Source organism: Sphingobacteriia bacterium, assembly GCA_017304685.1.
Lineage (GTDB): Bacteria > Pseudomonadota > Alphaproteobacteria > Rickettsiales > 33-17 > JAFKLR01.
In genome coordinates, this window is sequence record JAFKLR010000003.1 from 729,607 (window position 1) to 756,555 (window position 26,949).

Below are 26,949 nucleotides of genomic sequence, written 5' to 3' on the forward strand. Positions count from 1 at the left end.
TTAAGTATAACAACCTTAATTATTTTTAAAACATCTATTTTTTACAACCTTTTGAGAATAAACACTTTTTACCATCGTATATTCATCAAGTGCTATTGCACGAAGATCTTTAACTTCTTTTAAATGTAAATGCCTATTATGCACTATTCTTACTAATGACCTTGCTGTTACAAAGTCCTTATTTGTGATATATGTATAATTAAATGGATCTGCAAATGCATCAAACGCTAAACCAATTGTACCTCTACCTGAAGATGGCCCTAAAATTGGAATTACAATATATGGCCCTGGTTCTGCACAATAATGTGCTAAGGTTTCATTAAAACTGGCTTTAGCAGGTTGTAAATCTGGTTTCATTGATGCTATATCAAATAATCCAAATAACCCTACTGTTGAATTCACTAAGAACCTCATTAAATTTGTCATAGCGCCTTCAAATTTTCCTTGAAGTACGTTATTAACTAAATTAACCGGCTCACCTAAATTATTAAGCGCACTGTTAACTCTATCTCTTCCCCATAATGGCACAGCTGTTTTATAAATTCTTGCAGCTGGCTCTAATACAACAGTATCTATTGTTTTATTAAATGCATAGATCCCTCTATTAAAACCTTCTAATGGGTCCTTTAGTTCATGATAATTATATCCGTATTCATCACCTTCATAATAATTGAACACATCGTCACTTTTATAATCTTGTGGGGTTTCGTTACTTAACTTTGTTACTATAGAATAAGTAGAATGTGGCAAACCTGCGGCTTTAGACGAAGGAGCTGCAATTAACATTAAGGATATTGTTAACGAACCAATAATTTTTTGCATAGATTAAACAAATATTAAATTATTAAAACTTTTGAGCTAATTACTTTTAAATTTAACAAATAAAAGTTTATATAGCAAGTAAGATTTTAATCTGAAGAGTTTAAGACAATTCCATTACATCCTTCAATTTGTACAACAAATCAAGAGCTTGTCTTGGAGAAAGTTCATCAATTTTTAATCCTGACAGCTGATCATAAATTTCATTATTATTCAGTGTATTATTCGGAATGTTAAAATTTCTTTCTTTATTTTCTAATTGTTTAAGATATTCGTTTGAACGATTAATAACTACTTTAGGGATACCAGCTATATGCGCTACAAATATTCCATATGATTTATCAGCACTTCCAGGTATAACCTTATGCAAAAAGCTTATACTTTCATTACTTTCATCAACTTGCATTGTATAATTCTTTAATTTTGAAAGCTTTTCCTCTAAATTACTCAATTCATGATAATGTGTTGCAAATAAACACTTAGTATTAATCTTATCATGAATATATTCAACACAAGAAGCTGCTATAGCCATACCATCATATGTTGAAGTTCCACGCCCTAATTCATCAATAATTACCAATGATTTAGAAGTTGATTTATTTAATATGGTTGCCATTTCGGACATCTCAACCATAAATGTTGACTGGCCTTTAGCTAAATCATCTGCCGCTCCTATTCTTGCAAATACTGCATCAATGACTCCTATATGCGCAAATTCCGCTGGGATAAAACTACCGATTTGCGCCATAATTGCTATAATAGCATTTTGTCTTAAATAAGTACTTTTACCTGCCATATTTGGACCTGTAATTAAGGACACTCGAGTGTTTGCATCAAAATATAAGTCATTGCCTTGATAAATAGCAAATTTACCCTTGCTAATATTCTTTTCAACTACAGGATGTCTGCCATTTTTTATAATATAATTATCGCTTTCATCAACAATTGGACGAGTATAATTATTTTCCTGTGCAAGTTTCGAAAAACTTACATACACATCTAATTGTGATAAAGCATTTATAGAATTAATTATTGTCTCCGAGTGATTACAAATTTCTTCACATAAAGCATTATAAATTTCATTTTCTTGTGATATAAGCCTATCTTTTGCCTGCAAAATTTCTTTTTCTAAAACTGATAATTCTTCTGTTATAAACCTTGAACAGCTAACTAAAGTTTGCCTACGAATAAATAAAGAATTGTCGTCAAGTTTTTGACTTTGCTGAGGTGTAACTTCAATATAAAAACCCATATTTTCGTTATGAGCAACTTTAAGATTATTCACACCAGTAATTTGTCTGTATTTATCTCGAAGTTCCATGAGTAATTTTTCTGAGTTTTGAAGAAGATTTAGGTATTTGTCACATATTGCATCAAAACCTGGCTTTATAAAACCACCATCTTTTATAGTTATAGGCGGATCATTTTGAATAGCACTGTCAATTTCTTGCATTAACGAATAAATATTTGACGAAAAAAGAGCTAAAATTATATTAAATTCTTCAGGTATTTTCTCTCTTTTTTCCTCTAAAGAGTAATGAAGTTTCATTATAATTCCAATACTTCTTACTAATTCTCTTAACTCACGAGGTCCTGATTTTTTAGTTGCTATACGCGCTAAAATCCTTTCAACATCAGCTAATTGTTCTAATTCTTTTCTTATAAATTCAGAATCCTTCGGATTTTTATAAAAATATTCTACTAAATTTAAACGTTGATTTATTACAGTCGCATCAATTAAAGGGTGTTTTAAGATATTCTTTAATAACCTTGCTCCTCCAAAGGTAACCGTGATATCCATAAGTTTTAGAAGCGTATTCGCTTCATCATTATATGAAGACGTAATTTCCAAATTTTTAGCAGTTTTATAATCAATTTGCATAAAGTTATTTATTGCCTGTTTTTTAGGTAATTCTAACTTTGGTAAAATTGTTTTTTGAGTAATATATAAATATTCAATTAAAGCCCCGCATGCAGAAATTTCAGAACATAAAAAACCTTCAAAAAACTTATCATTATGCAATATATTAAAGTGATATTTTAACTTATGATTGGTTTTGAAATAATCAAAATATGTATCAGCAACTGTTGAAATTTTACTAGAAAACTGGGAAATTACAGGCTGCAAATATTCATTATTATATTGTTTATCGGAAATAAGAATTTCATTAGGCTCTATTCTATTAATTTCATCGAGCAAATTATTCATTGCAACTGTAACAACTTTAAACTCTGAAGTTGTTATATCAACATATGCAATTGAATATGTATTATTTAAAAAACTTATTGCTGCTAAGTAACTTGCACTTTTTGCGGTAAGAAGATTATCTTCAAGAATAGTTCCAGGAGTTATTATTCTTACTACATCTCTTTTTACAACTGCTTTATACCCTCTTTTTTTAGCCTCTTCAGGGGTTTCTAATTGTTCACAAATTGCAACTTTAAAACCAGCTTTAATTAATTTATCTATATATTGATTACAAGAATGAAATGGAACTCCGCACATTGGGATGTCTTGACCATTTTGCTGATTTCTGCGAGTGAGAACTATATTAAGAACTGGCGCTGCCGTTAATGCATCATCATAAAAAAGCTCATAAAAATCTCCCATTCTATAAAAGAGTAAATATTCTTTATATTGTTCTTTTATTGCATGATATTGCTGCATCATGGGAGTGTATGTTGGAAGGGTCATATATATTTTTTTATTTAAGTTTTGACAGGTATAATATTAGAATTCAGAAGCAAATAAAAGTATTTTATTAATTATATATTAATTTTTAATCTCTTAACAATTTTTCTTGTACTGTAAAAATATATTTAAAAAGATTATTAAAAGCACTTGACTAAAAAGTAATTTTGGATATTTTAAAAATCTACATAACTTGAAATGCCGTTATAGCACAGTGGTAGTGCAATCGCCTTGTAAGCGATAGGTCGGGAGTTCGAATCTCTCTAACGGCACCACTTTTCTCCATAAATTTCATTTATATAAGCATTAAAAGTTAATTTTTAGTTAATGAATATTAATACTATTAACATATAAATTGACATTTAGGTTAAAAATGTTATAATTTAATTAATTAATAATATGTATTAAAAATAAATTAAATTTTTAACTTATAAAGCAGAAACTTATGTTAAATTCATCACCAAACCAAGTTAAGCCTTCTTTTGAACAGGTAAAAAAAGATTTAGATACTTTTTCCAGCAAAATGAAGAAAACTTTTATTTCAGATAAATTTAACTCTGCTTTCAGACATTATGGGGTTGTAAACCCACAACTAATTAATGAAAATGATATTGAAAAAATTCATTCATTAATTCAAACTGATTATGATTTTTTAAAAAATCCTGAACATCCAAAGTGGGCTGACCTTTCTGGTAATTATTCATCTACAGTTATTGCTAATTTAAAGCAACTTGTAATAATATATAAAAAAAATACTACTAAAAATATGATATTCAATGAAGTTGTTTATAGTAGTAATGAGGAACTATTATATAATGCAAACATTGATTGGCTATTTTCTTTTATAAAACAAAATGGTTTTATACTTGAAGACAAAAATAATAAAGATTATAAAGCTAAATGGAAAGAAATTACTAATAGATATTCCGAAGAAATTGCTTTAGCTCTTAAGCCCTTAATAGACATTTTTGGAAAAGATATCCCAAAAGATCGTTTAACTCCTGAAAAATTAGGTCAACCATTAAAAGAAGCTTTACGCAAAAACTTTATAAAATACGCTGAAGATTATGAAAAATATAACGACCCTGAATATATTGAATCTATTTTAGAAAAAATAACTTATTTTTTACTTGTTAATAGTGGACAAAATTTACAAGGTGATGGCTGGGTCGAAACCTTAGGTGTTAATACACTCGCATCAGCAGGTTATGATTTAGTAAGTGGTATCGGAAACACATTCGGAAAAATAGGTAATTATTTCTCTCCTTCAAAAGCAGAAAAGAAAAAGGAAGTGCTAACTGAAGAGCAAATTTCTACAAAACAAATTTATGGACTACTTGCCACATACATTAAAAACCTTGATGGAAAATTTACATTAGCTAGAGGATTGTACTCTTTTGGATATGTGAAAGATAAGAATGATTTTGTAAAAAACCTTATTGAATCAAAAGAAGGTAGAGCCGTAATTGGCCAATTAGAAATTTTATTAAGAGAATTATTAAAAACAAATAAAGATAATTTAAAAGAATCGATTCCCTTAATACTTAAACATTATGGTATATTAGATAACATTGTTAATCTTCCTACCGACCCTGAAAAATTAAAAGCATTTGATCTAGAAGCTCTTGCGCGTTTTAAAAAAAGCACTGAACAATTAATAATTGAAGTAATTAATAAAGAAAAATTACTTACAGGAAAGACTTTGCCCAGAGTTTTAGAAATTTTAAATGACCTTAAAAGTGTAAAAAGTCTTAATGGGCGTCAGATTATACATTTAAAAAACAATATTCAAACTTTACTTGGCGAATTTAAAGCTGAAGGGCTCCGTAATGAATTAGGCAAAGTAATTGTTGATTATTTAAATATTGAAAACAAAGAAATTGTTAAAGATTTCTCGCTAGATAAAGATAATAATATTTTTGATATCCTTGATTTTACTCAAGCATTTCCTGAGTTAATTGAAGCAGCTCTTCATTCACATGCTATTAGAAATATTATTGATGCCACATTAAATAACAAAACTTTTGAAGTTGATGAAGAAGATAAAAAATTTATAGCGGATGAAGTTAATAAATTAAACATCGAAGAAAAGGATAAAAAAACTTTAATCGAAAAAATTAATGATAAACCAAATTTTGAGGAAGTTCAAAAATTTTTAATTGGTGAGTTTGAGAGATTAGGAATAAAAGAAGATATAATAAATAAGATAATTACCGATCTTAATAAGAAAAAAACCGAAAAGTTCATGACAAATGAACTTAATCGATTTGGCTCTGAACTTGAACTTAAAGGTGGTGAAGACGGATTATTAAATTATAAGCTTGATTTGGCGTTAAATACGCTACTTAAAGAAAATAACCGCCCTCTTTTTTTAAAACTTATTAATGGAACACTTAAATTCATTAGTAAACCTATTGAAAAGCAACAAGAAGAAGCAGCTCAAAACAATAACGTTAATGTAGATAAAGTAGAAGACAAAGAAGATAATGAAAAGAAAATAGAGAAAGATAAGGCAGAAAACAAATTTACTAAAGCTATTATTAATAAAATACTAAGTAGCTTTGCAAATAAAGGGGAAAATGCAGAATATGCTAGAAACATTATTGAAACACTAAAAGTATATTTATCAAATGATGAATGCAAAAATACTTTAAAAGATACTCTTCCAGTAATATTTGCAAATAATCAAATTTTAGATCTGTTTAAGCAAGAAATGGAAAGTGAAAAAAAAGGGCTTGAAATTGTAGTTGACGAAGAAGAAGCTCAAAAAATTGAAGAGCATAAAGCGCATAATTTCGCGCGAAATGCAAAGATTGAACATTTTAAAATAAAAGCAGAAGAACTAATTATAAAGCTAGTTGATTCTGGAAAATTAGTTGCTTTAATTGAAAATAAAGTTTTGGATGAAGAAACATTTGCAGTTTTAAAAGATATTATGCAAAACTCACCAAATATTAAAGAGTTTGATGCAAATAAATCTAAAAACTTTATATCAAAACTTCTTGCTATTCTTAATGTTATTAATGATAAAGAATTAAATTCTTTATTTACAGAAACAATTATAGCTTATTTAAGCGTTGAAAACTCAAACTTAGTAACCGACTTTAATTTGAATAAGAATTTAAGTATATTGTTTAAATTAATACAAAGTAATCCTGTTTTATTAGAATTAGTTTTAAGTTCAAAAGCTATTAGAAATATTATTGATGATTCTTTAATTACTAAAAAGAAAGCTGAAACAGAAGACGAAAAGAAAAAGCAAAAAGATGAAGCTGTTAAATTTATGCAAACTCAGTTAGAATTACTTGCTACTGAAATTCTAAAAAACCCTAAATTTATTGACTCTTTTGACCGTTCTCTTAAAGCTCTATTTAATGAAGATAATAATAAATTGCTAACCTCTGAACTTATTATTGGTTCTATTAAAATGGCCGTTGAAAGCTTAAAAGCTGAGCCTGAAGCTAAAGAAGAAAACAAACCAAAAGAAGTAATAAATCCTAACAAACCTGACATTGCAAAAGCTTTTGCAAGCAAATTACTTGTAGAACTTCAACGTAATGAGTTTATACCACAAGGATACGCTTTTAAAATGTTTGCCACAATTAAAGAAAGCGTTGTTACATATTTAAATGAAAATAAAAACTCTTTAAAAGAAAGCTTACCTAAAATTTTAGAGAACCTTAAAGTGCTTGAAATGGTTGAAAAGCCAAAAGAAAATGCAAGTGGTAAAGAAATTGCAAAATATTTTGAAAAAATTCAAAGGCAAACAATATTTAAAGAAGATGCTACCAATCTTATTTTAATGTTAGTTGAAAAAGATATTATTTCAAAATTATTCTCTAAGAACTCTCAAGCGCTTGATAACGATACTATTGCTTTGTTATTAAAAATGGTAAGTGAAGGTTTTGATTATAAAAAACTTAAAGCAAATGACATTTTAGTACTTAAAAATGTAGCTATTGAAATTCTTAAATCTACTGATGATGTAGAAGTTAAAGAAGCTTTAGTTAAAACTGTAATAAGTTACATTAACATTGATGATTCTTTATTAGACATTATAACGGTCACTAATAAAAATAAGAATAAGGTCGTTGAATTCAAAGAACGACTAAAGGATTTAATTTCTATTATAATTAATGGTGATACTTTAAATCAGCTTATAGATTCAAATATTTTAGATGAAAACTTAGCAACTATAGCTATTCAATTTATGAATGGTAAATTTCAATTAAGCGAAGAATTTCCTAATGAAGTAATTGAAACTAAAATTAAGCAATTATTGGAATTCTTAACTAAGAAAGTGAACGGACCAGAAACGCAGGAAAATAGTATTATTCAGGATGAATTTATTAACACTGTTATTTCTTACCTTAACATTGAAAATAATGATCTTGTTAAAGATTTCAAATTAAAGAAAAACTTATATGGGTTAGTTAATTACTCTGCTGAAATCCTGCCAGGTTTAGTTAATATCGCTTTAGCTTCTTCAGCTATAAGAGATATTATAAATAATTCTTTAAAAAACCCTTCAGTTAAACCTAAAAATGAAGCAGAGGCAAAAAAGCAAAAAGATAAAGCTAATGCTGATATTCTTAAACAATTAAAAACCCTTAATGATGAATTCTCTGGGACACAAAATGACAAAGTCATTAAAGTTTTTGATGAAGCATTAAATAATATATTTAATAGTAAGAACATAGATAAGAATCAAGAATTACTAAATCTTGGTTTAAACTACGTACGTAAAATGATGGCAGAACCTAAGGTTACAAATGACCAAGCAAAACAACTTACCGAAGCTGAAAAAGCTATAAATAATTCTTACACAAAATTAGGAATGACTATTGCTGCTAGATTCTTTGAAAAACTCGGTAATGGTGGCGATAATTACGCACGTAATTTAATTAATTTAATTAAAAACAATCCTGAAGCTAAAAAGCAGGTTACAAGTATTCTCGGTTCAAGCCTTACAGGACTTGGTATACCTAAATTTGTATATAATGATATCACCCCAATTCTTGAATTCGCTTCAAAACCAAGAAATGCAAGAGCTTTAAAGGGGTTAATTGATAGCCTTAACAGAGAAAGTTCATTCACTCAAAAACTCGCTATGGGCTTTAACGCTTTAAATATTGCAACCCATGCAGCTTTTGATTTTAGCTTTATTAGTTTTATATTTAATGTGATCATAAGCTTTATTGGTTTAATTATTACTTCAGTTTATGAATTTGTTATTGGTAGAAGCACTCTTGGTGAGAATTTAAGTGAAGCTCTAAAAACTTCAGTAAGCTCAAAAGAACTTGCTTTAGCTAACGCTCCAATTGCTGCATCTGTTACTTCACAAGAAGATGTTGGTTCTTTAATTCGTGATACAGATGCATATAAAAAATCTTCTCGTCTATCTCCAACTGGTTCAAGGCTTAGAAACCTTGACTTCAGAGGTGTTACAATAGATTTTGAAATAAATGATAAATCATTTGTTGGCTTTAACTTCAGCGATTCTACTATTGATTTTTCTAAAATGAATAACGTAACTTTTGTTAACACAAAATTTGATCGTGCAAATATTAAATTTGCAGAGTTTAATAAAGAGCAAGTGGTTAGTAAAATAATTAAAGCTATAACCGAAAATAAAATTAAATTCGATAAAACTTCTTTTGATTCACTAACCCAAGCGTGTAAAACTTTATCAAATAAAACACGTCAGAAAGATAGCAAAAGAGCTGAAATCGAGCAAAATGCTTCTATTGGTCCGTTAAGTCACTCTGGTAAAGGACAATAATATTTGAATAAGAAAGAATTAATTCCTCTTCCTTATTTCTTTCCGCATAATATTTTTCGTAAAAGCCACGGGTTTAGAAAAATTGTGGAAAAATAACCAGAAGGCTAAATAATTTATTAATTCTTATTTTACTTCTAATAGCTCATTCCACTCGGTAGTATACCTATTTGAGCGTTTCCCCGATTTCATTTGCCATTCACGTTTTATTCCTTGAGCGGCAAAAAATAAAACTTTCTTTTTCATATTAGAATTAACCTTATCCATAACCGCCATTAATTTTTCATTAGGTTTATGTTCACTAATTAGGGAAATTTGGACTTCAGATTTTGGAATAAAATCAAATAATAATATACCTGCTTTATTATATTTTAATCCTGCAACAAACAATTCTTTTAGTGCTTTTTTAGCGCTGGTTATCATGAATGAAGTATCATCCGTTGGATCAGAAAAAATAATAGTTTTAGACATATAAGAATGATTTACTTTAAATCTGTTAGTTCTAATGTAAATTTGCATAGCTCTCGCTAAACTTTTTTGCTTTCTAAGCTTTAAAGAAGCGGTTGCAATATAATTTGAAATAGCTTCTTCAATATCAGCAATATTCTCTAAAGCTTTTCCAAATGAACGAGTTGAGGCAATTGATTTTTTATTTGGTTCTTCTACATCATCGACTTTAAGGCACTGAATGCCGTTTAATTCTAAGTGTAGCCTTTCTAAAATCACATTATGAATTTTTCTAATAAATTTATTATCCATATTAGCCAAATCAAGCGCTGTGTGAATATTGAAAGCTTTTAATCTTTCAGCAAGCCTCCGCCCTACTCCCCACACTTCACCTACTGGAAATTTTGCTAAACATTCATCAATATTATCACCGTTAATTATGTATAAATAATTACAAACATGCTTTTTAGCAAAGTAATTAGCAGTTTTTGCAAGTACCTTAGTAGGTCCTACACCAATCGAAATAGGAAGACCTGTCCATTTAAAAACTTTATTTTGTAAATCTATAATAAATTCTTCAACGTTTTTAATAGAGCTTAAATCTAAAAAAGCTTCATCTATTGAGTAAATTTCCATTTTAGGACAGTTTTCATAAAGGATTTGCATAACTCTTGCTGACATATCGCCATAAAGTTCAAAATTAGATGAAAACATTTGGACATTATGCTGTGCTATTATGTCTTTAACTTTAAAAACAGGAACACCCATTGGAATATTAAGTGCTTTAGCTTCATTTGACCTTGCAATAACGCAACCATCATTATTTGATAAAACCACAACAGGTTGGTTATGTAGCTTAGGCTTAAAAACTCGCTCACAGGAAACAAAAAAATTATTACAGTCAACGAGGGCAAACATAATAGGTTATTAGAGATTTATTAAATACTAATCTTATTAATAACCAAAATAATCAATAAAATCTATTATTTATTTTCTTCCGAGTCCAGGCTCATTATTTGAAGAAGCAATTCTTGAGGCAAAGCTACCACTTGAACCTAATTGAACACTTTTTAATTTACTAGAAATATCATCAATCTCATTTCCTGTTTTTTCTTCACTTCTAGATTGAGCTTGAATAGTTTCCATACCTTGTTCAACAAGTTTCATAAATTCTTTTCCACCTTCATTGCCTTCAATGAAAAAAGCATCTTTAGTAATTACAGTACCGTTTTCATTTTTGATAATCACCCCTTTTTCTTCTATAATTTGTGTCATAATTTCAGCCTTAGGATCATTTAATATTTTTGCAGCTTTCCAACATTCTAGTGTTGTTTTCCCATATGGAAAAATACTAATTACATTATATCCTTCATTAGATAAATGTTTAGCTATTCCTGAAGAATGTAGCCCACCAACTTTTACAATTACATTTTCACCGTTAGATTTTTTCAATATTTCATTAGCCATAAACTTATCTCTTACATGAATTAATTCTTCTTCAGACATGGCGTTAGGATCTTGGATAATACTTTGTAATTCGTTTAATTTATATTTTAGAGTTTCAAACTCTTTATCGCTTAATGCTTTACTTTCTTCAATTTTTTTTAAAAAATCAGGTTGAAATATTGCGGTGAAGTTATTAAAAATTTTAGTAGGAGAGATAATTGCATAAATTTCCCCTAACAAGTTTTGAGCCTTTCCTTGTCTTTTTTCAAACTCTTCGGCAAGATTATGATTGCTATCAATTTTTAATTCAACGGTCATATCTAAGTCTTTTAACTTTTCTACAACATTTTTAACAGTAAGTAGTGATGTATATTGTAACCTATCAACCACACTTTTTTGAAATTCTATATCACTTTCCCTTATTTCTTTAGAAACATTTTCATATCCTTTACTAAGAAACTCTGTATTTAACTTCACATAAGCAGGGTCATCTATTGAAATTTTTTTTAACTCTTCCAGAGGATTTACTAATGAAGAATTTTTTAAATAATTTTGCTCGTACAATTCAAGACTATCAAAACGATCATGGTTTTCAAAATAAACTCTTTCAAAACCTTTACCTTTTAAATTTTCTAATTGTGAGGCAAAAACAGTTGAATTTTCAATATCATAATGCATTTCACCAACGATTATAGCTGTTTTATTATTTTTCATTTTATGGCCCCATTATTATTCTTTGCATATAATAATAGTAACATAAATTACATTAAGAATTAGTTAATTTGTTAAATATTTTTTAACTTATTGTAATTTCAAGATTTATAATTGTAATTAATTGAAAATAAGAATTATAACCTTCTAATAAATATATTTTTCAATTATTTATTAAAACTTTCTTACCATTCCTGTAACTACTCCCCATATTTGAAGCTGTTGTTCGTTTTCAAAAGTTATAGGTAAATAGTTTTCATTTTCAGGTATTAGCATAATTTTACCATTTTTTTTATAAAGCCTTTTAACTGTTAGGTCATTATCTATAATTGCTATTACTATTTTACTGTGAATAGCCTGAAGGGATTTATCAACAATTAATATATCATTTTCAAGAATTCCTGCGTTTATCATAGAATCACCACCTACCCTTACTAAAAAGCTAGAAGCAGGGTGATTTATAAGATAATCGTTTAAATCAAGTTTTCTTTCAATAAAATCATCTGCTGGCGAAGGAAAGCCTGCCGAGATTTTAGAAGCGCTTATTTCTATTTCAAGTGAACTTAAGTTATTTGTATCAAAAATTTCTTTAACAAATGTCATTTCTTTAATATTATAATAATTTAATATTCTTATTTTAGTTTTATCTTATTTAAATTCATAATACAACCAACTAAAAGTTAAGCAATTTTATTCCTAATATAACTAAAGTGGTTTTAATTGACTCTTAAACTAATACTTTAAATTCCCATTTACAAAATTTAATTTATCATTAAAAAGATATAATAGCATATTTATGAGATACAAATGGGCAAACTTTCTACATCACAATATTTAAAAATTGGTAAAGAGCTTGATGAAAACAATTCTGAACCATTTTATAAAATATTTAATAGCGACAATCCTATTGCGATACAGCAATTGGTAAATACTCATGATTTTTTAATATTTAAAACCGCGATAATACAAAAGAATTATAAGATGGTTGAGGATATTTTAGAATATCTACACAATAATAAATTTTATAAAATCAAGAACAAAGCTTTAGCATGTAGAGCTATATTTTATACTACAAATAACGGCGAAGACTTAAAATGTCAGTACTTTCCTTTTATTTTCGCCTGCAAGGAAGGAGATATAAAATTTTTCAATATTTTCTTACAATTTTGCGCTGATTTGGAAGAAATGCTTTCAACAGGCGAGTATTTAGGATTTGATTTAGTTTGCGAGTATAATCACTTTGAATTAGCCCAGCATTTTCTTAAGATCGCAAAAAACTTAGGCTTATTAAACACTATATTCAATAATAATCCTTATTTTTTTGCTCTTGCATGCAGGCATGGAAATTACGAAATAGTAGATTTACTTATAAAAGAAGCACCAAAAGAAAAAAAACAAATTCTATTTATTTCAAGAGATTTTGAAGGATTAATACTTTCAGTTATACATAAGCATTATAAAGTGGCTGATCTTATTATAAATAATATGAATATGACAAGTTTAGTAAGCTTTATTCATAATTTAGATAAATTTTTTCCAATTACAAAAAATGATAAACATAATTTTATTGAAAGTTTAAAATATATATTACCTAGTGTTTTTGTAGAGATAGAGTATAAGCTCATTAAAAAAAATTATACTATTACACAAATTGAAAACGAATTTCTTAAAATTGTTCAAAAAATAAAAAACTCAAAAGCTGGAAAAAATGTTTTTAAGGAATTTTTTAATTTAGCAGTTTTAAAATACGATATTAACTTTTTATTTGCTACACTTCCTAAGGAATTAAATTGGGAAATAATTTCAAAATCATTAAATTTTCCTAGCAGTTTAAGCTCTTCTCAAAAAGAAACGTTTATTAGGTATTTTATCCATTTTCCTGAAAAAAGAATGCTTGAAGATTCAATGGATTTAGAAAACACTCAAGAAATTCCTGATGATAATTTTAATTCACCTTCTTCGCTCGGTTGGCGTAATATAATAGATATTTCACTTCAAGAGATAGAAGAAGCCCTTTCTTTAAATAATAAATCTTCTTCACAAAAGAAAATTTAGCTGCTAATAAAATGAAAACTATATATAGGAACTTATGGACGATATTTTAATTAATTTTAGTCATTTGATTTTATCTTTAACTGATACACGTATTGTTACGTTAATTGCGACTATTGGATTCTTAGCAATTTCAAAAAAGACTTTTTCTAAAGCTATAATTTTAATTTTAATAACTATGCCTTTAAACGCATATTTAAAATCTATATTTAAAATACCTTTAAATCCTACAATAGGTAAAATAGGCTGGGCTTTTCCAAGTGGTCACATGCAAACCGCTTTTGTATTTTGGGGGATAATATTCTGGGAATACAAAAATATTATCATTCGTTTTTTCGTTGGCGCTTTAATGATTTGTATAGGTTTCGCTTTAGTTTACCTTAGATATCATAATATTATTGATATTTTAGGAGCAATTGGGTTTGGGTTAGTTGAGTTAATGTTATTCAAATTAATAACTAATCGTAAAGATGAAGCCATAGTTCCACTTTTAGGGTTTTTACTTGCCTGGGTAAGTTTATTTTTAATCAATGTAGCGTCTAAATCGCATAATAATCTTTGGCTTGCTTGTGGAGGATTATTCGGATTTAGCACAGGTTACTATTTAACGCTGGCTCAAAATCTCAAATCGAAAACATATATTACCTTACCGCTTGGAGTTGCAGGTGCTGTATTAATTTATTTATTTGCCCCTTATTTGTTAAAACAAGTATTCAAATCTAACGTAGCTATTTTTGCCCAATTCTTTATTTTAACTTTTTGGGTAAGTTTTGCCGCAGAAAAGATAGCTAATATAACAAATAAAATAAAAAATTAACTAATACTACGCGTTATTTATTAAAAAAATTGCAAAAATTAATACTTTAACCCCTATATGATAAATTTTTACTAATAAAATCTCATTAAGTAATTTATAATCATTGCTTTTAAAATCATTCTGAGTTATTTTTTATTAAAAGCGAGTTATGAAAATTGCTAAACTATTTTAAATGTTTGACATTTATGACAGGATATAACGTAATTTTCAAGCCAGGCTTAAATTAAAGAAATTAATTCTTTAGTTTAATTTTTGACTTACGCTCACTTTTTATACTTAACGCCGAACTTAGGAGAATATCGATGGCAGAAGTTAAAGGTACCGTTAAATGGTTCAATAATACAAAAGGTTATGGTTTTATTGCACCAGAAACTGGTGAAAAAGATGTGTTTGTTCATATTTCAGCTCTTCAATCAGCTGGGATTAGAACTTTAAATGAAGGTCAGTCAGTTAGTTTCGATTTAGAAAACAAACAAGGCAGAACTTCTGCAATTAATCTTAAAGTTGACTAAGATTATTAAGTAACACATTATAAAGAGCGTACGAAATCCTATCTCATAGATCAATCATAAATAGACTGTAAGAAAGTTTTAGCCGCGAGGCTAATAGAGGTGTATACTCAAAATTTGGGATTTGATAAAAAAGAAATTAAAGCAAATTTATTAAAAAAAATGTTTTAATTTAGTAAAATCAAATCCCAAACATTTTAAAATCTAAAAAATACAAATTTTCAAAAAGTTTATTTCGTTCTTATCGCTCCCAAAAATTTTTAAGCTTTACAAAAACATTATTTAAGTAAATTACTAATATTAAAAATTGGAAATATAATCCAATTTATCATTTGATGAGAAAAATTAATGGTTAATATTGTAATTAGAATATTTGAAGAAAAAGATATTATATCAATTGAAGAAATCCTAAAAATTACTGAGTGGGATAACCAATATATAAATGGTCAATTAGAGGCAATAAAAAACCTTTGCACACGTAATACAGGGGAAATTCAAGTTGCTATCAATAACGATGTAATTGTTGGCTTTATTCAAGTTGAACATTATAATTGGAATAGATTGAGTCATATACATGGGCTAATTGTACACCCAGATTTTAGAAGACTCGGAATTGCAAAAAAACTCGTTAAATCCATAGAAAACTCCTCTAAAGCTAACGATAACCGAGGCATTTTTGTAGATACTCCAATTAATAATTTTAATGGTAGAAAATTTTACACTTCTATTGGTTTTAATGAAGCATATATTATGCCAAATTTTTATGAAAATAATTTAGATGGCGTTACATTTCAAAAATTCTTTGAAAAAAATTATAAAATTGATTTGAATACAGTATTTGAGGAATTAAAATCTAGAGAACCTATATTCCACCATCCGGATAAATTTGGAAAAAATGAGCAAGATATTTTAGAACAAATGTGCGAAGGATTTTGGGAAGTAGGAGCATCAGGGAATGTATATACACAGCAGGACGCTCTTGAAATATTACCTATTCGTTACAATGACCCAAATTACCACGATATTTGGGAAGCTAAAGACTTTAAAATTATGCAAATAGCTCCAAACAATTATTTATTGACTTATATTCTTATTCAAAACAATACAAGAATTACAAGAAGATCAACAATTTGGCGTAAGCAAAATGATAAATGGAAAATACTTTATCATCAAGGGACTATCGTGTCCGAGACTAACCCCTGACCTGAATATAGAGTTTAAGCTAATAAATAATTACTTATTATGCTTATTGATTTCATCCTCAATTTTTTTTCATAAATTTATTTAAAAAATACTAGACTAGAAAAACTTTTCTTGTATAATCCCCTTTCAACTGGGCCTGTAGTTCAGTGGTTAGAACGCACCGCTCATAACGGTGTTGTCGTAGGTTCGAATCCTGCCAGGCCCACCACTTATGCTCAATTAATATGTTAAAACGCATTACAAATTTTTTCTTACACCTTCTCTTTTTATTTTTCCGTTTTATCTTAATCTTTTTTTCCTTTAACACTGCTTCAAATATTTGTGGAAAACTAGCAAAATCTATAGGTAAATTTCACAAAGCTTCAAAAATAGCTTATAAGAATTTAAAAAACATTTATCCAGAAAAAACAGATGAAGAAATAAAGGTAATTATAGAGAAAGTATGGGAACATTTAGGAAGGAATTTTGGTGAATTTGTTAAATTAAATTCATTATCGAAAGAAGAAATTTTGAATTTAGTTGAACATTCTGAGTTACAAAACTTACAAAAATACCTTAAAGAACATCCAAAAGTAATAATAGTTTCTGGTCATTTCGGTAATTGGGAAATAGCTCCTAAAGTTGCTAATTATTTTAACATACCTTTTTATCTAATTTATCGTCATGCCAATAACAAATACTTTGATCGTGAAATTAATAAAATTCGCTTAAAATATGTAAAAGGTTTATTCGATAAAGGCATACAAGGAGCTCGCAATTTAGTAAAAACATTACTTCAAAGTGAAAATTTCATTTTATGTATGCTGGTTGATCAAAAGTTAAACACAGGTATAAAATCTAATTTTTTAGGTAAATCTGCTAATACTTCTACATTTGCCGCAGAACTTTCATGTAAATATAAAATGCCAATTATTATGGCACGAATTGAGCGAATTAACATGGAACCAAAATTTAAAATTAAAATAGGCCCATATTTAGATGAACATTTACAAAAACCAACAAACTATAGCGATTTAACCCAACAGTTAAATGATATAATTGGCACCTGGATTCATGAATCACCTGAGCAATGGTTCTGGGTTCATAAAAGATGGTCTTAATAATTTTCTTCTTCGTATTCTTCGTCTTCCTCATCATCTTCTTCTGCCCCTACATCATGTAGAGGCTCATTGGGTATTTCTCTTGGATCTTCTTCTGGTTCATCATTTGGTTCTTCTACAGGAAATTCTTGCGGGATTTCTGGAGGTTCTTTAGGAGGCTGAAATAGGGTTTTATTTTTAATTATAGCAAAGATATTACTAAACATCTTTTCCTCCCTCACAAAAGGTTAAAATTCTGTTTATTATATATTTTTATTTTACTTCAATTGAATTAAATGAAAAGACTTTTTAACAATAATTTCAATTTTTAATTATGAACTATAAATTAATAAGTGGTCTCAATATATAATAAACTTATATAATATTCTTAGACCAAGCTTGACAACATAGGCTTTTTTTGTATAATCGCCACTCAATAGCACCCTTAGCTCAGCTGGATAGAGCATTTGACTACGAATCAAAAGGTCGGGCGTTCGAGTCGCTCAGGGTGCGCCATTAAACTCTTTCTTTATTTTTTACATTAGTTCTACTTAATATTTATAATCCTACCTAGCTAAATTTATTATTTAATTTACCTAATGGTTATTGATTTTTTTTACTTAATAACTATATATACCTTTAACAAAAGCAATTAGGTATAAATAGGTAATATATGACTGAAACAATTAATGAAACTAAACATCAATTTAATGCAGAAGTTGGAAAAATTCTTCAACTAATGATTCATTCTTTATATACCAATAAAGATATTTTCCTTCGTGAACTTATTTCAAACTCATCAGATGCTATTGATAAACTTCGCTATTTATCAATAACTAATCCTGATCTTTCAAAAGATGACCATAATTATAAAATTACAATTGAAACAAATGAGCAAGATGGAACCATTACAATTACTGATAATGGTATCGGTATGAGCAAAGATGAGCTTATTAATAATCTTGGTACTATTGCAAAATCAGGAACTCAGGCCTTCTTAGAGCAAATTACAGGTGATGCTAAAAAAGATACTCAACTTATTGGGCAATTTGGGGTTGGGTTTTATTCATCATTCATGGTTGCTGAAAGTGTAACTGTAAAATCGCGTCGCGCAGGAAGCGATGAAGCATGGGAATGGAAATCGTTAGGAGATGGTGAATTTACAATAAAAGAAGATAATTATGATAAACGTGGAACAAAAATAATTTTAAAATTACGTGAGAATTCTAAAGAATATTTAGACCGTCATAGAGTAAGTTATGTTGTCAAAACATATTCAGATCATATTTCAGCACCAATAACCTTTATTGATTCAGAAGGTAAAGAAGAAAACTTAAATAGCTCATCTGCTCTTTGGACAAAGAGTAAATCTGAAATTAGCGATGAGGAATATAAGAATTTTTATAAAGCGGTTTCACATCAATTTGATGATCCGTGGATGGTATTACATAATAGAAATGAAGGGTTAGTAGAATTTACTAATCTTCTTTTTATTCCAAGCCGTAAACCTTTTGACCTCTTTCATCCAGATAGAATGGCACGTGTAAAATTATATATAAAAAAGGTATTTATAACCGAACAAGTTGAATTAATTCCTGCATATTTAAGATTCTTAAGAGGGGTGGTTGATTCTCAAGATTTACCTTTGAATATTAGCCGTGAAACCTTACAACATAACGCAGTTTTAGAAAAAATAAAACGTGCAATTATTAAAAGAGTACTGAGCGAACTGAAGAAAAAAGCTGAAAATAATTTAGAAGAATATAAAGCATTTTGGGAAAACTTTGGAGCAGTACTTAAAGAAGGCTTGTGCGAAGGCGGTGAATTTAGAGACGATATTCTTGAAGTATGTCGTTTCAATAGTACTCATGATAATGAACAAACCGTAAGCCTTGCTGATTACATTTCAAGAATGAAAGAAGGGCAAAACACTATATATTATCTAACAGGCGATTCTTTAGAATCATTGAGGAAAAGCCCACAATTAGAAGGTTTTGTATCACGCGGCATAGAAGTGCTTTTATTTAATGATCATGTTGATGAATTTTGGGTAAATGTTGTTCAAGAATATAAGGAAAAAGAAATTAAATCGATTACACGTTCTGAAATTGACTTAGAAAACAATAACTTATCTGAAGAGGCAAAAAAAGACGAAGAAGACACTAAAGAAAGATTTACAAAATTAACTAATCATATAAAATCCCTGCTTGGTGATAGTATAAAAGAAGTTAAGCTTTCCAAGAAGTTAACAGAAAGTCCAACTTGTCTCTCTGTGCCTGAAGGTGCAATGGACATAAGAATGGAACGTTTCTTGCTAGAACAAAAACAGCTAAATAGTGGTTCAGCTAAGATTTTTGAAATTAATCCTAAGCATGATATCATTAACTATTTGGCAAATAAGGAAAGTTTTGGACCTGAAGATGATATGCTTATAAAAATCCTCTTTGATCAGGCATGCATCGTTGAAGGTGAACCAGTTAATGATGCTAGTGAATTCGCTAATTTTGTTACAAATGTATTAAAAAAAGCTTACTTGTAACAAATAAGTTTAATTTTTTATTAACCTTAAAAGGGTTAATTTGTAAAAAAATTGTATACACTTAATGTTTTGCTATTGCATTTTTTAAGTAAATTTGTTATTATTTAGATAACAAAAAGTTAATTTTGTTAAATCACAAGGAGTTACTACAATGTTGAATGAAAATACAGCAATTAGATCTGAAGATGAATTAGAAATTATGGGTGATGTTAACTACGTAAGAAAATCTTCTTCTTTAGTTTCTGAAGCTCTTAATAAAGGTTGCGACGTTATCCAGATGGCTAACGGTGACATTTATATTACTGAAACAAAAACCGTTACCTTTCATTATACCTATGATAAGAAAAAAGGTAAAATGATTCGTGTAAACAATGGCGGTAGAATGAAAAGAGTTAAAAAAGACGATTTTCTTAATAACGCTGATGAATTAGTTGATGACTTAGAAGGTGAAATGGCATAACTCCTGCCTTTTTTGCTAAAGAATCTATATATAAAAAAATGGCTTTAACAGCCATTTTTTTATATATATTTATACAATCATAAGTTGCATTATAGCGCGTACCAACATAATAAATTAATAATTATTAAAAAACATTTAGTTAATAGTTACTTTCAGTTGACACAACTTAACTTTTGTATAAAATTAAAGTTGTTATATTACTTAAATTCCCTCTCTTTGGAGAAATTTATGAGTAAATTAATGAGCCATTTATTAACTTATATGTCCACTACTTTTGCGAGTGCAAATAACTATTTCTCTCCAACAAAAAGTGAAATAGAACAAAAATCTATTACTTTAATTAATAAAGAAGTAGAAACCTCCCACCTAGAAGCCTTAGTCGATAAATTAAATTCCTCTGAATATATTACTCAAAAAGCTTATTTGTTAAAATTTCTTTTTGGAATAGAACTTGAAAAACTAACTGACCTAGAAGATGGACATCTTAAAGATGAAGATTATCCTGAACTAATAGAAATAATCAATGGACGCAGTAATAAAATTTTACCCGTTATTATGCAATCTCATGGAGATCACTGGATAACACTTATATTAAGTACTGAAATAATTAATGATAATAATATAATTTATAAAATTAAAATCTTTGATTCTTTAGGAACTGACTTTGAAAATTCTGAAAGAAAGTTAAAAGCAGAAAATAGAATAATTGATTCTATTAAGCCTTTTATAAAAAAATTTTCAGCAGATCATAGCAACCGGAATCCCGAAGTTGAAATTGAATTCATTAATAATAGATTAGCACAAGAAGATAAAATCTTTTGCGGCATAGCAAGTGTTTATAATTTATTGTTAGAATTATATGATATCAAATTAAATGATAAGATTTTTATTCAAAATTTTTCTAACAGAGGTACTTTAAGTAATTTATATTTGAGAATACTCTTACATGACATGTTGAATAAAAGCTCAATATCAGATAATGATAATATTGAAGCTAAAATAGAACATTACTTATATGCGTTATTAACAGCAAAAACATTTGGACTTAAACCCTCAGTTTCAGAGAACAATATAACTAAATTGTGTACATTGATTAGCCCTGACGACGAGCAATCTAAATTTATAACTGATATTATAAGAAATGATATTACCAAACTTTTAGATGAACAATTTAAAGAAATTAAAGAACTTGAAAAAGATAGATACAATTTATTACCAATATTTACATTGTGTTTAGTGATACTAACTGCCCTATTTAACTTAGTAACTTCATATACTGCTGCGCATTTAATGATTGCAATTCCTTCTTTATCGTTAGCAGGCAGTTATTTAATTCAAAATAGCTTAAATAATGCAAATGAAGAATTATTAAGCCATATTCTAGATAAAAAAATAGATGAGTTTGTTCCAGCTAAAATTAAAGATGAACCCTCAGAAAGCTTGAGGAAAAAAGAAGAGGATTCTTTAATACTATTAAAAGAACAAACAATTTACCGTAAGTCAAACTAATTAAATTTGGTACACCTGGGGCGATTCGAACGCCCGACCTTCACCTTCGGAGGGTAACGCTCTATCCACTGAGCTACAGGTGCAAATGATGATAAAATACGTTATAAAACTACCCTTTTCAAGCTAAAACTCATTATCTTTTAGATATAATTTATTAAAAATTCTGTAAATAAAATTAAAAATAATTATTTCTAATGTTAAATTATTAGTTGACCTAAAGAGACAAAAGATTAACAATCAGTCTATTTACTAGACGCTATTAATCTTGAATTAGGAGCGATATATGAAAAAATCAGAATATACTTCCTTTCATATAGAAAATTATAATTTAGATAATATCCACGAAATAAAATTAGTTAAAACCTATAATACTAATTTACATGCGGTATATAAATTAAAGGAAGAAGGGGATAAAGTAATAAACATTCCTTTTAAAGAACTATCAGATTTTTTAAGCTCGAAAAAAACTATCACTTATTTAGAAATTGATTTTAATTTAGGTGATCTTGATGACGAAGAATGCAAATCGTTTCTTAAAACCTTTAAAAATAAAATTATTTTAAGCCTTCATATTCCTCAAGTTAATTATTCTAATAATCAAACCGCTGATTTAATCTCAGCATTAATAAATAATAATTCCATTTACTACCTTAAAATTGATATAAAATATGCTTATTTAGATTTTAAAGCTAAAGATAAAATTATTTCCACCTTGAAGGATACTAATAATATTAAAGCTATCGATCTAGAATTTGAGAGATCTACATCAAATTTAGTAGAATTAATAATAAAAAATTCCTTATCAATTACACATTATCGTTTATATCCTTTTTCATGCGATGAAAAATATATAATTCCCTCTTTGGTTAATGTTTTAAAAATAAATAAAGTTATACGTAATATAGAAATATATTGTTTTGATGAAAGTTTTGAAGATTCTATTAAAAATCTTATTAAATATAATAATATTGAGCAAATAAACATTTATTATAACCCACATTACTCTTCAAAAAAACCGATTTCTATATATCGTAATCGTGATAAACAAAAATTACTAGGATATGAAAATGATTTAACACAAGAAGTTATAAAGAGTGAAGATCAAATAAACTTCAGTAATTTTGAAGCTCTAGCTTATGGATACTTATTATATTTCAAAAATATGCATGATAGTCAAGAAGTTAACGGTCAAAAGATTTTAAATCAAGATTTATTGAATAGCTTAATCTATAAAAATATTGAAAAATGGAGAGATAAAGGTTTTCAAAAAAAATTTTTTCCTTCAAATGTTTCAATAGTTTCACTTTATCATAAACGTAGATTTTTTTTAACTAATTATACGAGTCGTTTCCTATCAATTTTTAACAAAACCTTTTCTTATCATAAAGATAAACTTTATGATAATTTAAGAACTATTTTTATTTATGATTCTGTAAATTCTGTTTTAAATAACTTTTCTTTTTTTTGCACCCTCTACCCTATTGTTAAGGGAATATGTAAAAATGGATATAATGCCCTAGATGAAGATAGAACCAGAATAATACCTAAACAGAAAAACTTTAATTATTTTAATCCATTTAATATAATAATTAATTGCTTATTTAACAATAAACTAATGAAATATACCGGTACTGTTATTTCTAAATTAACTTCATATGATAAGTCTTCTAATGATGAAATTACTTCACCTTTGTCGTCTGATATCTTTTTTATGCATATTGTTCCACATTTAGTAGCTTCAGAACATCCTGAATTCCGACAGGGGTTTGAAAATGATTCATTAAAACAAAATCATGAATTAAGTTCAAAATATTCAAATGGAAAAAATTGTATTATATTATAACCCTGGCGTTGGAGTGTTAATTCCAAATTCATTACGTAGAGCACGAGTCATAATAAACATACCAATAGCAATCATTGGCATTGATAATAATTGACCCATTGTAAAATGAGAAATAATATAACCAATATGTTCATCCGGCTCTCTAAATACTTCCATTATTACTCTAAAGAACCCATACATAGCTAAAAAGGTTCCAGAAACAAAACCTCTTTTTTCATATAATTTTGTTTTTAAAAATAAATAGTTAAGCACAGAAAATAAAATTACACCTTCAAAAAATGCTTGATAAAGTTGACTTGGATGTCTGGGAATATTTCCACCATCTGGAAATACTACACCCCATGCGCCATTAGTAACTTTCCCATAAAGCTCGCCATTAATAAAATTAGCAATTCTTCCTAGAAATAAGCCAATTGGCACTGCAGGTGCTACTATATCACTTAAAGATAATAACTTTATTTTATATTTGCGGCAGTAAAGATACATTGCTACCACTACACCTATAAGACCGCCATGAAAAGACATTCCACCTTCCCATGTTTTCATAATTTTTATAGGCTCGCTAAAATATTCCATTGGTTTATAAACCAAAACATATCCTAAACGTCCCCCTATAATAATCCCTAAAATCGCATAAACTAATAAATCGTCTAAATCTTTTTCAGTAGCGAGATGAAGTTTTATATTAAGCTTTTTAATATACCATAAACCTATTAAGGCTCCTAAGGCATAAGCAATACCGTAATAAGTAACGCTTAACGGACCTATATTAAATAAAATAGGATTAATATTATGGAAAAAAACTGTTGTCATATTAATGATTCTCTTATACTATAACTAATAGTAACAATTAAAATTAGTTTTTTATATAAAAAAAGCATGTCTAGCAATAACTTTTTTGAAGAATTACAAAAACTTACAGCAAGTGCCTTCAATACTATGGCAGGTTCAGCCAAACATGTTGAGGAAGGCTTTAAGCATAACATGGAAGCAATTCTAAGAAAAATGGATTTTGTTAAACGTGAAGAACTTGATTTACTTCGCGAAGCTCTAACACAAGCCCTTCAAAAACAAAAAGAACTTGAAGCACAAATTAAAATTTTAGAAGAAAAGTGCAATGCTTTAAGCGTTTCAAACAATATTGAGATAGAAGAAGATAATCACATCAGCTCATAAAACCCTATTATAGGTTTTATTCTATAAATAACCCCGGAGAAATATATGTTTTTAAATAGTAAGATTAAACCTTATGCTATTTGGTTAATTCCATTGTTTTTTTTTGCATATCAGTTTATTTTACGTAACTCTCCAGCATTACTAATTGATGACTTAATGTTACATTTTAAAATTAATGCTAGCCAATTCGCTCTCTTTTCATCAATGTTTTATGTAACATATTCATTAATGCAAATCCCAACCGGTTTATTACTTGATAGATTTAACCCAGGAATAGTTCTCTCATCTCTTATTTTAACGTATACATTCGGTGCATATCTTTTTAGTATTACCGATAATTTTCATTTAGCAGTTTTTGCAAGAATGCTTATGGGTATTGGGGCAACTGCAGGCTTTTTAGGAGGGGCTAAAGTTATAAGCCTTTATTTTCCAAAGAGTAAATATAGTATTTTAATTTCTCTAACTTTTACTGCAGGTTTTTTAGGGGCCATTTATGGTGGTAAACCAGTTTCAATTCTTATGCAAGAATTTGGTTGGCATGAAATTTTTGCCATATTTACTACATTTGGTATTGTAATCGCATTACTTAGCTCCATTTTTATAAGAAAAAATATTGAGGAAAAAAATGATATTAAATTTAGAGATATCCTAAAGGATATAAAAGAAGTTTTCTCTAATAAAAATATAGTTTTAGTAGCATTGTTTGGTGGTTTTATGATGGGCTCTACCGAAGGATTTGCTGATGCCTGGGGGGTTAAATATTTAGTAAGTAATTATGGTTTTGATAAACATGATGCTTCTCTTGCAGTTTCAATGATTTATTTAGGACTTGCTTTAGGCGGACCATTCCTTGTTTTATTTGCAGAAAAATTCTCTAATTATTACATAACTACCTTTTTTTCAGGAATAATAATGGTAATTTGCTTTGGAATATTTTTACTTCCAATTAAACTTACATTTATTGCAGCTTTCGTTATTTGCCTTTTTATTGGAATTTCCTCAGGTTCCCAAGTACTTATATTTAGTATTAATGATACACTTACAAATAAAAACCATGCAGCATTAACTGCCGCATTAACCAATTCAATTGTTATGTCATTTGGATTAATTATTCATCAGACTATTGGGTTTATTATTGATTTTAGTTTTAAAAATGGCGAAAGTAATAACAGCAATTTTTCACTTGAATACTTTAAAATTGCTTTAAGCGTAATTCCTGTGCTTATGATTATTGGCTCTGTTGGGATTATTGCAATGAAAAGAAATAAACAAAATTAGTAGGCTGAAATATGATGGATAGTATACATATTATAACAAGAGCTATAATTACAAGTAATAACCACTTACTTGTTTGTTTTGACCCACGAAGACCTCAAAATGATATTTACTATTATTTACCAGGTGGTCACGTTGAGCATGGTGAAAGTGTTGAAACAAGCGTTATTCGTGAGTTAAAAGAAGAAACTGGTTTTGAATTTACTATTGAAAAATTTTTAGGCGTATTTGAACACTATTTTAATCCGATTAGTAGTGTAAAAGTGTGCCATAATCATGAATATAACTTTCTTTTTAAAGTTAATTCTAAAGAAATGCATTTTAAATCATTACTTCCACAAATAGAATCACATGTAAATTTTAAATGGATTAATTTAAATGAATTAAATAATATAAGGTTATTACCTTCCAAGCTTATAACCCTTATACCAGAATTACTTGAGCACAATCATAATTCAACTTTATATAGTGTTATAGAATAATATTTAAACTTTTAGTGTTAGCTATTCCAGTTTATTCCTTATTTAAAAGCCTTATTTTCTAATTTAGTTATTGCCAAATATATTTTTTTTGTTACAATGCCCTCTGTTAAG

The 26,949-nt window shown here is 28.1% G+C and carries 20 protein-coding genes and 4 tRNA genes; 16 read left to right on the forward strand and 8 right to left on the reverse strand.

Features of this window, described 5'->3' with window-relative positions; translation table 11 throughout:
* Window positions 1-15: 15 nt before the first annotated feature.
* Complete coding sequence (locus J0H68_03495) at window positions 16-822, reverse strand: VacJ family lipoprotein (protein ID MBN8827754.1); 807 nt, start codon at window positions 820-822, stop codon at window positions 16-18.
* A 100-nt stretch (window positions 823-922) separates the two neighbouring features.
* Window positions 923-3,514: a DNA mismatch repair protein MutS gene (gene mutS, locus J0H68_03500; GenBank protein MBN8827755.1), complete on the reverse strand. Its 2,592-nt coding sequence runs from the start codon at window positions 3,512-3,514 to the stop codon at window positions 923-925.
* Between the two features lie 197 nt (window positions 3,515-3,711).
* Here mutS and J0H68_03505 point away from each other — a divergent pair.
* Together J0H68_03505 and J0H68_03510 are read left to right on the forward strand one after the other, a co-directional pair.
* A tRNA-Thr gene (locus tag J0H68_03505) sits at window positions 3,712-3,786 on the forward strand.
* 170 nt (window positions 3,787-3,956) lie between these two features.
* Entirely contained in the window at window positions 3,957-9,293 is a 5,337-nt protein-coding gene (locus tag J0H68_03510; GenBank protein ID MBN8827756.1) for a hypothetical protein, read from the forward strand.
* A gap of 123 nt (window positions 9,294-9,416) precedes the next feature.
* Here J0H68_03510 and J0H68_03515 read toward each other — a convergent pair whose 3' ends face one another.
* The 3 genes from J0H68_03515 to umuD form a co-directional block, all read right to left on the reverse strand.
* Window positions 9,417-10,655: a Y-family DNA polymerase gene (locus J0H68_03515; GenBank protein MBN8827757.1), complete on the reverse strand. Its 1,239-nt coding sequence runs from the start codon at window positions 10,653-10,655 to the stop codon at window positions 9,417-9,419.
* Window positions 10,656-10,724: 69 nt separating this feature from the next.
* A complete protein-coding gene (locus J0H68_03520; GenBank protein ID MBN8827758.1) occupies window positions 10,725-11,897 on the reverse strand; it encodes a hypothetical protein in 1,173 nt (390 codons plus the stop codon).
* Window positions 11,898-12,068: 171 nt separating this feature from the next.
* Entirely contained in the window at window positions 12,069-12,497 is a 429-nt protein-coding gene (umuD, locus tag J0H68_03525; GenBank protein MBN8827759.1) for a translesion error-prone DNA polymerase V autoproteolytic subunit, read from the reverse strand.
* A 204-nt stretch (window positions 12,498-12,701) separates the two neighbouring features.
* Between umuD and J0H68_03530 the strand changes: the two genes are divergently transcribed.
* The 6 genes from J0H68_03530 (at window position 12,702) to J0H68_03555 (ending at window position 17,575) form a co-directional block, all read left to right on the forward strand.
* The gene (locus J0H68_03530; protein ID MBN8827760.1) at window positions 12,702-13,949 is read left to right on the forward strand and encodes a hypothetical protein; all 1,248 of its coding nucleotides are present in this window, start codon (window positions 12,702-12,704) and stop codon (window positions 13,947-13,949) included.
* A gap of 34 nt (window positions 13,950-13,983) precedes the next feature.
* On the forward strand, window positions 13,984-14,763 hold the full coding sequence (locus J0H68_03535; protein ID MBN8827761.1) for a phosphatase PAP2 family protein: 780 nt from the start codon (window positions 13,984-13,986) through the stop codon (window positions 14,761-14,763).
* Window positions 14,764-15,065: 302 nt separating this feature from the next.
* Window positions 15,066-15,275 carry a cold-shock protein gene (locus J0H68_03540; protein MBN8827762.1) on the forward strand — a complete coding sequence of 70 codons (210 nt, stop codon included), beginning with the start codon at window positions 15,066-15,068 and terminating at the stop codon, window positions 15,273-15,275.
* 345 nt (window positions 15,276-15,620) lie between these two features.
* The gene (locus J0H68_03545) at window positions 15,621-16,475 is read left to right on the forward strand and encodes a GNAT family N-acetyltransferase (protein MBN8827763.1); all 855 of its coding nucleotides are present in this window, start codon (window positions 15,621-15,623) and stop codon (window positions 16,473-16,475) included.
* 132 nt (window positions 16,476-16,607) lie between these two features.
* Window positions 16,608-16,683: transfer RNA gene (locus J0H68_03550), tRNA-Ile, on the forward strand.
* 16 nt (window positions 16,684-16,699) lie between these two features.
* The gene (locus J0H68_03555; GenBank protein MBN8827764.1) at window positions 16,700-17,575 is read left to right on the forward strand and encodes a lysophospholipid acyltransferase family protein; all 876 of its coding nucleotides are present in this window, start codon (window positions 16,700-16,702) and stop codon (window positions 17,573-17,575) included.
* On the opposite strand, the gene J0H68_03560 is transcribed toward J0H68_03555, so the two are convergent.
* Window positions 17,572-17,781: a hypothetical protein gene (locus J0H68_03560; GenBank protein ID MBN8827765.1), complete on the reverse strand. Its 210-nt coding sequence runs from the start codon at window positions 17,779-17,781 to the stop codon at window positions 17,572-17,574. The two genes, J0H68_03555 and J0H68_03560, sit on opposite strands and share 4 nt — an antisense overlap.
* A 212-nt stretch (window positions 17,782-17,993) precedes the next feature.
* Between J0H68_03560 and J0H68_03565 the strand changes: the two genes are divergently transcribed.
* The 4 genes from J0H68_03565 (at window position 17,994) to J0H68_03580 (ending at window position 22,062) form a co-directional block, all read left to right on the forward strand.
* Window positions 17,994-18,070, forward strand: a tRNA-Arg gene (locus J0H68_03565).
* A gap of 157 nt (window positions 18,071-18,227) precedes the next feature.
* Window positions 18,228-20,093, forward strand: a complete 1,866-nt coding sequence (htpG, locus tag J0H68_03570; GenBank protein ID MBN8827766.1) for a molecular chaperone HtpG — start codon at window positions 18,228-18,230, stop codon at window positions 20,091-20,093.
* Between the two features lie 151 nt (window positions 20,094-20,244).
* Window positions 20,245-20,553, forward strand: a complete 309-nt coding sequence (locus J0H68_03575; protein MBN8827767.1) for a DUF2671 domain-containing protein — start codon at window positions 20,245-20,247, stop codon at window positions 20,551-20,553.
* 228 nt (window positions 20,554-20,781) lie between these two features.
* Entirely contained in the window at window positions 20,782-22,062 is a 1,281-nt protein-coding gene (locus tag J0H68_03580; GenBank protein MBN8827768.1) for a hypothetical protein, read from the forward strand.
* 7 nt (window positions 22,063-22,069) lie between these two features.
* Here J0H68_03580 and J0H68_03585 read toward each other — a convergent pair.
* Window positions 22,070-22,145, reverse strand: a tRNA-Arg gene (locus J0H68_03585).
* 200 nt (window positions 22,146-22,345) lie between these two features.
* Between J0H68_03585 and J0H68_03590 the strand changes: the two genes are divergently transcribed.
* Window positions 22,346-23,905, forward strand: coding sequence for a hypothetical protein (locus J0H68_03590; GenBank protein ID MBN8827769.1), 1,560 nt, complete (start codon window positions 22,346-22,348; stop codon window positions 23,903-23,905).
* Here the strand turns inward: J0H68_03590 and J0H68_03595 are convergent.
* The gene (locus J0H68_03595) at window positions 23,900-24,718 is read right to left on the reverse strand and encodes a prolipoprotein diacylglyceryl transferase (GenBank protein MBN8827770.1); all 819 of its coding nucleotides are present in this window, start codon (window positions 24,716-24,718) and stop codon (window positions 23,900-23,902) included. The two genes, J0H68_03590 and J0H68_03595, sit on opposite strands and share 6 nt — an antisense overlap.
* A 66-nt stretch (window positions 24,719-24,784) precedes the next feature.
* On the opposite strand from J0H68_03595, the gene J0H68_03600 reads away from it, so the two are divergent.
* From J0H68_03600 to J0H68_03610, 3 genes are read left to right on the forward strand one after another with little or no spacing between them, the layout of a single operon-like run.
* Complete coding sequence (locus J0H68_03600; protein ID MBN8827771.1) at window positions 24,785-25,081, forward strand: accessory factor UbiK family protein; 297 nt, start codon at window positions 24,785-24,787, stop codon at window positions 25,079-25,081.
* Between the two features lie 45 nt (window positions 25,082-25,126).
* Complete coding sequence (locus J0H68_03605) at window positions 25,127-26,359, forward strand: MFS transporter (protein MBN8827772.1); 1,233 nt, start codon at window positions 25,127-25,129, stop codon at window positions 26,357-26,359.
* A gap of 11 nt (window positions 26,360-26,370) precedes the next feature.
* A complete protein-coding gene (locus J0H68_03610) occupies window positions 26,371-26,838 on the forward strand; it encodes an NUDIX domain-containing protein (protein MBN8827773.1) in 468 nt (155 codons plus the stop codon).
* Window positions 26,839-26,949: the final 111 nt, after the last annotated feature.

Excerpts from the sequence above, each read along its gene's own strand:
- J0H68_03575 (MBN8827767.1), top strand. The coding sequence starts at position 20,245 with ATGTTGAATGAAAATACAGCAATTAGATCTGAAGATGAATTAGAAATT.
- J0H68_03530 (MBN8827760.1), top strand. The coding sequence starts at position 12,702 with ATGGGCAAACTTTCTACATCACAATATTTAAAAATTGGTAAAGAGCTT.
- J0H68_03540 (MBN8827762.1), top strand. The coding sequence starts at position 15,066 with ATGGCAGAAGTTAAAGGTACCGTTAAATGGTTCAATAATACAAAAGGT.
- J0H68_03545 (MBN8827763.1), top strand. The coding sequence starts at position 15,621 with ATGGTTAATATTGTAATTAGAATATTTGAAGAAAAAGATATTATATCA.
- J0H68_03495 (MBN8827754.1), bottom strand. The coding sequence starts at position 822 with ATGCAAAAAATTATTGGTTCGTTAACAATATCCTTAATGTTAATTGCA.
- htpG (MBN8827766.1), top strand. The coding sequence starts at position 18,228 with ATGACTGAAACAATTAATGAAACTAAACATCAATTTAATGCAGAAGTT.
- J0H68_03520 (MBN8827758.1), bottom strand. The coding sequence starts at position 11,897 with ATGAAAAATAATAAAACAGCTATAATCGTTGGTGAAATGCATTATGAT.
- J0H68_03510 (MBN8827756.1), top strand. The coding sequence starts at position 3,957 with ATGTTAAATTCATCACCAAACCAAGTTAAGCCTTCTTTTGAACAGGTA.
- J0H68_03610 (MBN8827773.1), top strand. The coding sequence starts at position 26,371 with ATGATGGATAGTATACATATTATAACAAGAGCTATAATTACAAGTAAT.
- mutS (MBN8827755.1), bottom strand. The coding sequence starts at position 3,514 with ATGACCCTTCCAACATACACTCCCATGATGCAGCAATATCATGCAATA.
- J0H68_03595 (MBN8827770.1), bottom strand. The coding sequence starts at position 24,718 with ATGACAACAGTTTTTTTCCATAATATTAATCCTATTTTATTTAATATA.
- J0H68_03600 (MBN8827771.1), top strand. The coding sequence starts at position 24,785 with ATGTCTAGCAATAACTTTTTTGAAGAATTACAAAAACTTACAGCAAGT.
- J0H68_03590 (MBN8827769.1), top strand. The coding sequence starts at position 22,346 with ATGAAAAAATCAGAATATACTTCCTTTCATATAGAAAATTATAATTTA.
- J0H68_03535 (MBN8827761.1), top strand. The coding sequence starts at position 13,984 with ATGGACGATATTTTAATTAATTTTAGTCATTTGATTTTATCTTTAACT.
- J0H68_03515 (MBN8827757.1), bottom strand. The coding sequence starts at position 10,655 with ATGTTTGCCCTCGTTGACTGTAATAATTTTTTTGTTTCCTGTGAGCGA.
- J0H68_03555 (MBN8827764.1), top strand. The coding sequence starts at position 16,700 with ATGTTAAAACGCATTACAAATTTTTTCTTACACCTTCTCTTTTTATTT.
- J0H68_03605 (MBN8827772.1), top strand. The coding sequence starts at position 25,127 with ATGTTTTTAAATAGTAAGATTAAACCTTATGCTATTTGGTTAATTCCA.
- J0H68_03580 (MBN8827768.1), top strand. The coding sequence starts at position 20,782 with ATGAGTAAATTAATGAGCCATTTATTAACTTATATGTCCACTACTTTT.
- J0H68_03560 (MBN8827765.1), bottom strand. The coding sequence starts at position 17,781 with ATGTTTAGTAATATCTTTGCTATAATTAAAAATAAAACCCTATTTCAG.
- umuD (MBN8827759.1), bottom strand. The coding sequence starts at position 12,497 with ATGACATTTGTTAAAGAAATTTTTGATACAAATAACTTAAGTTCACTT.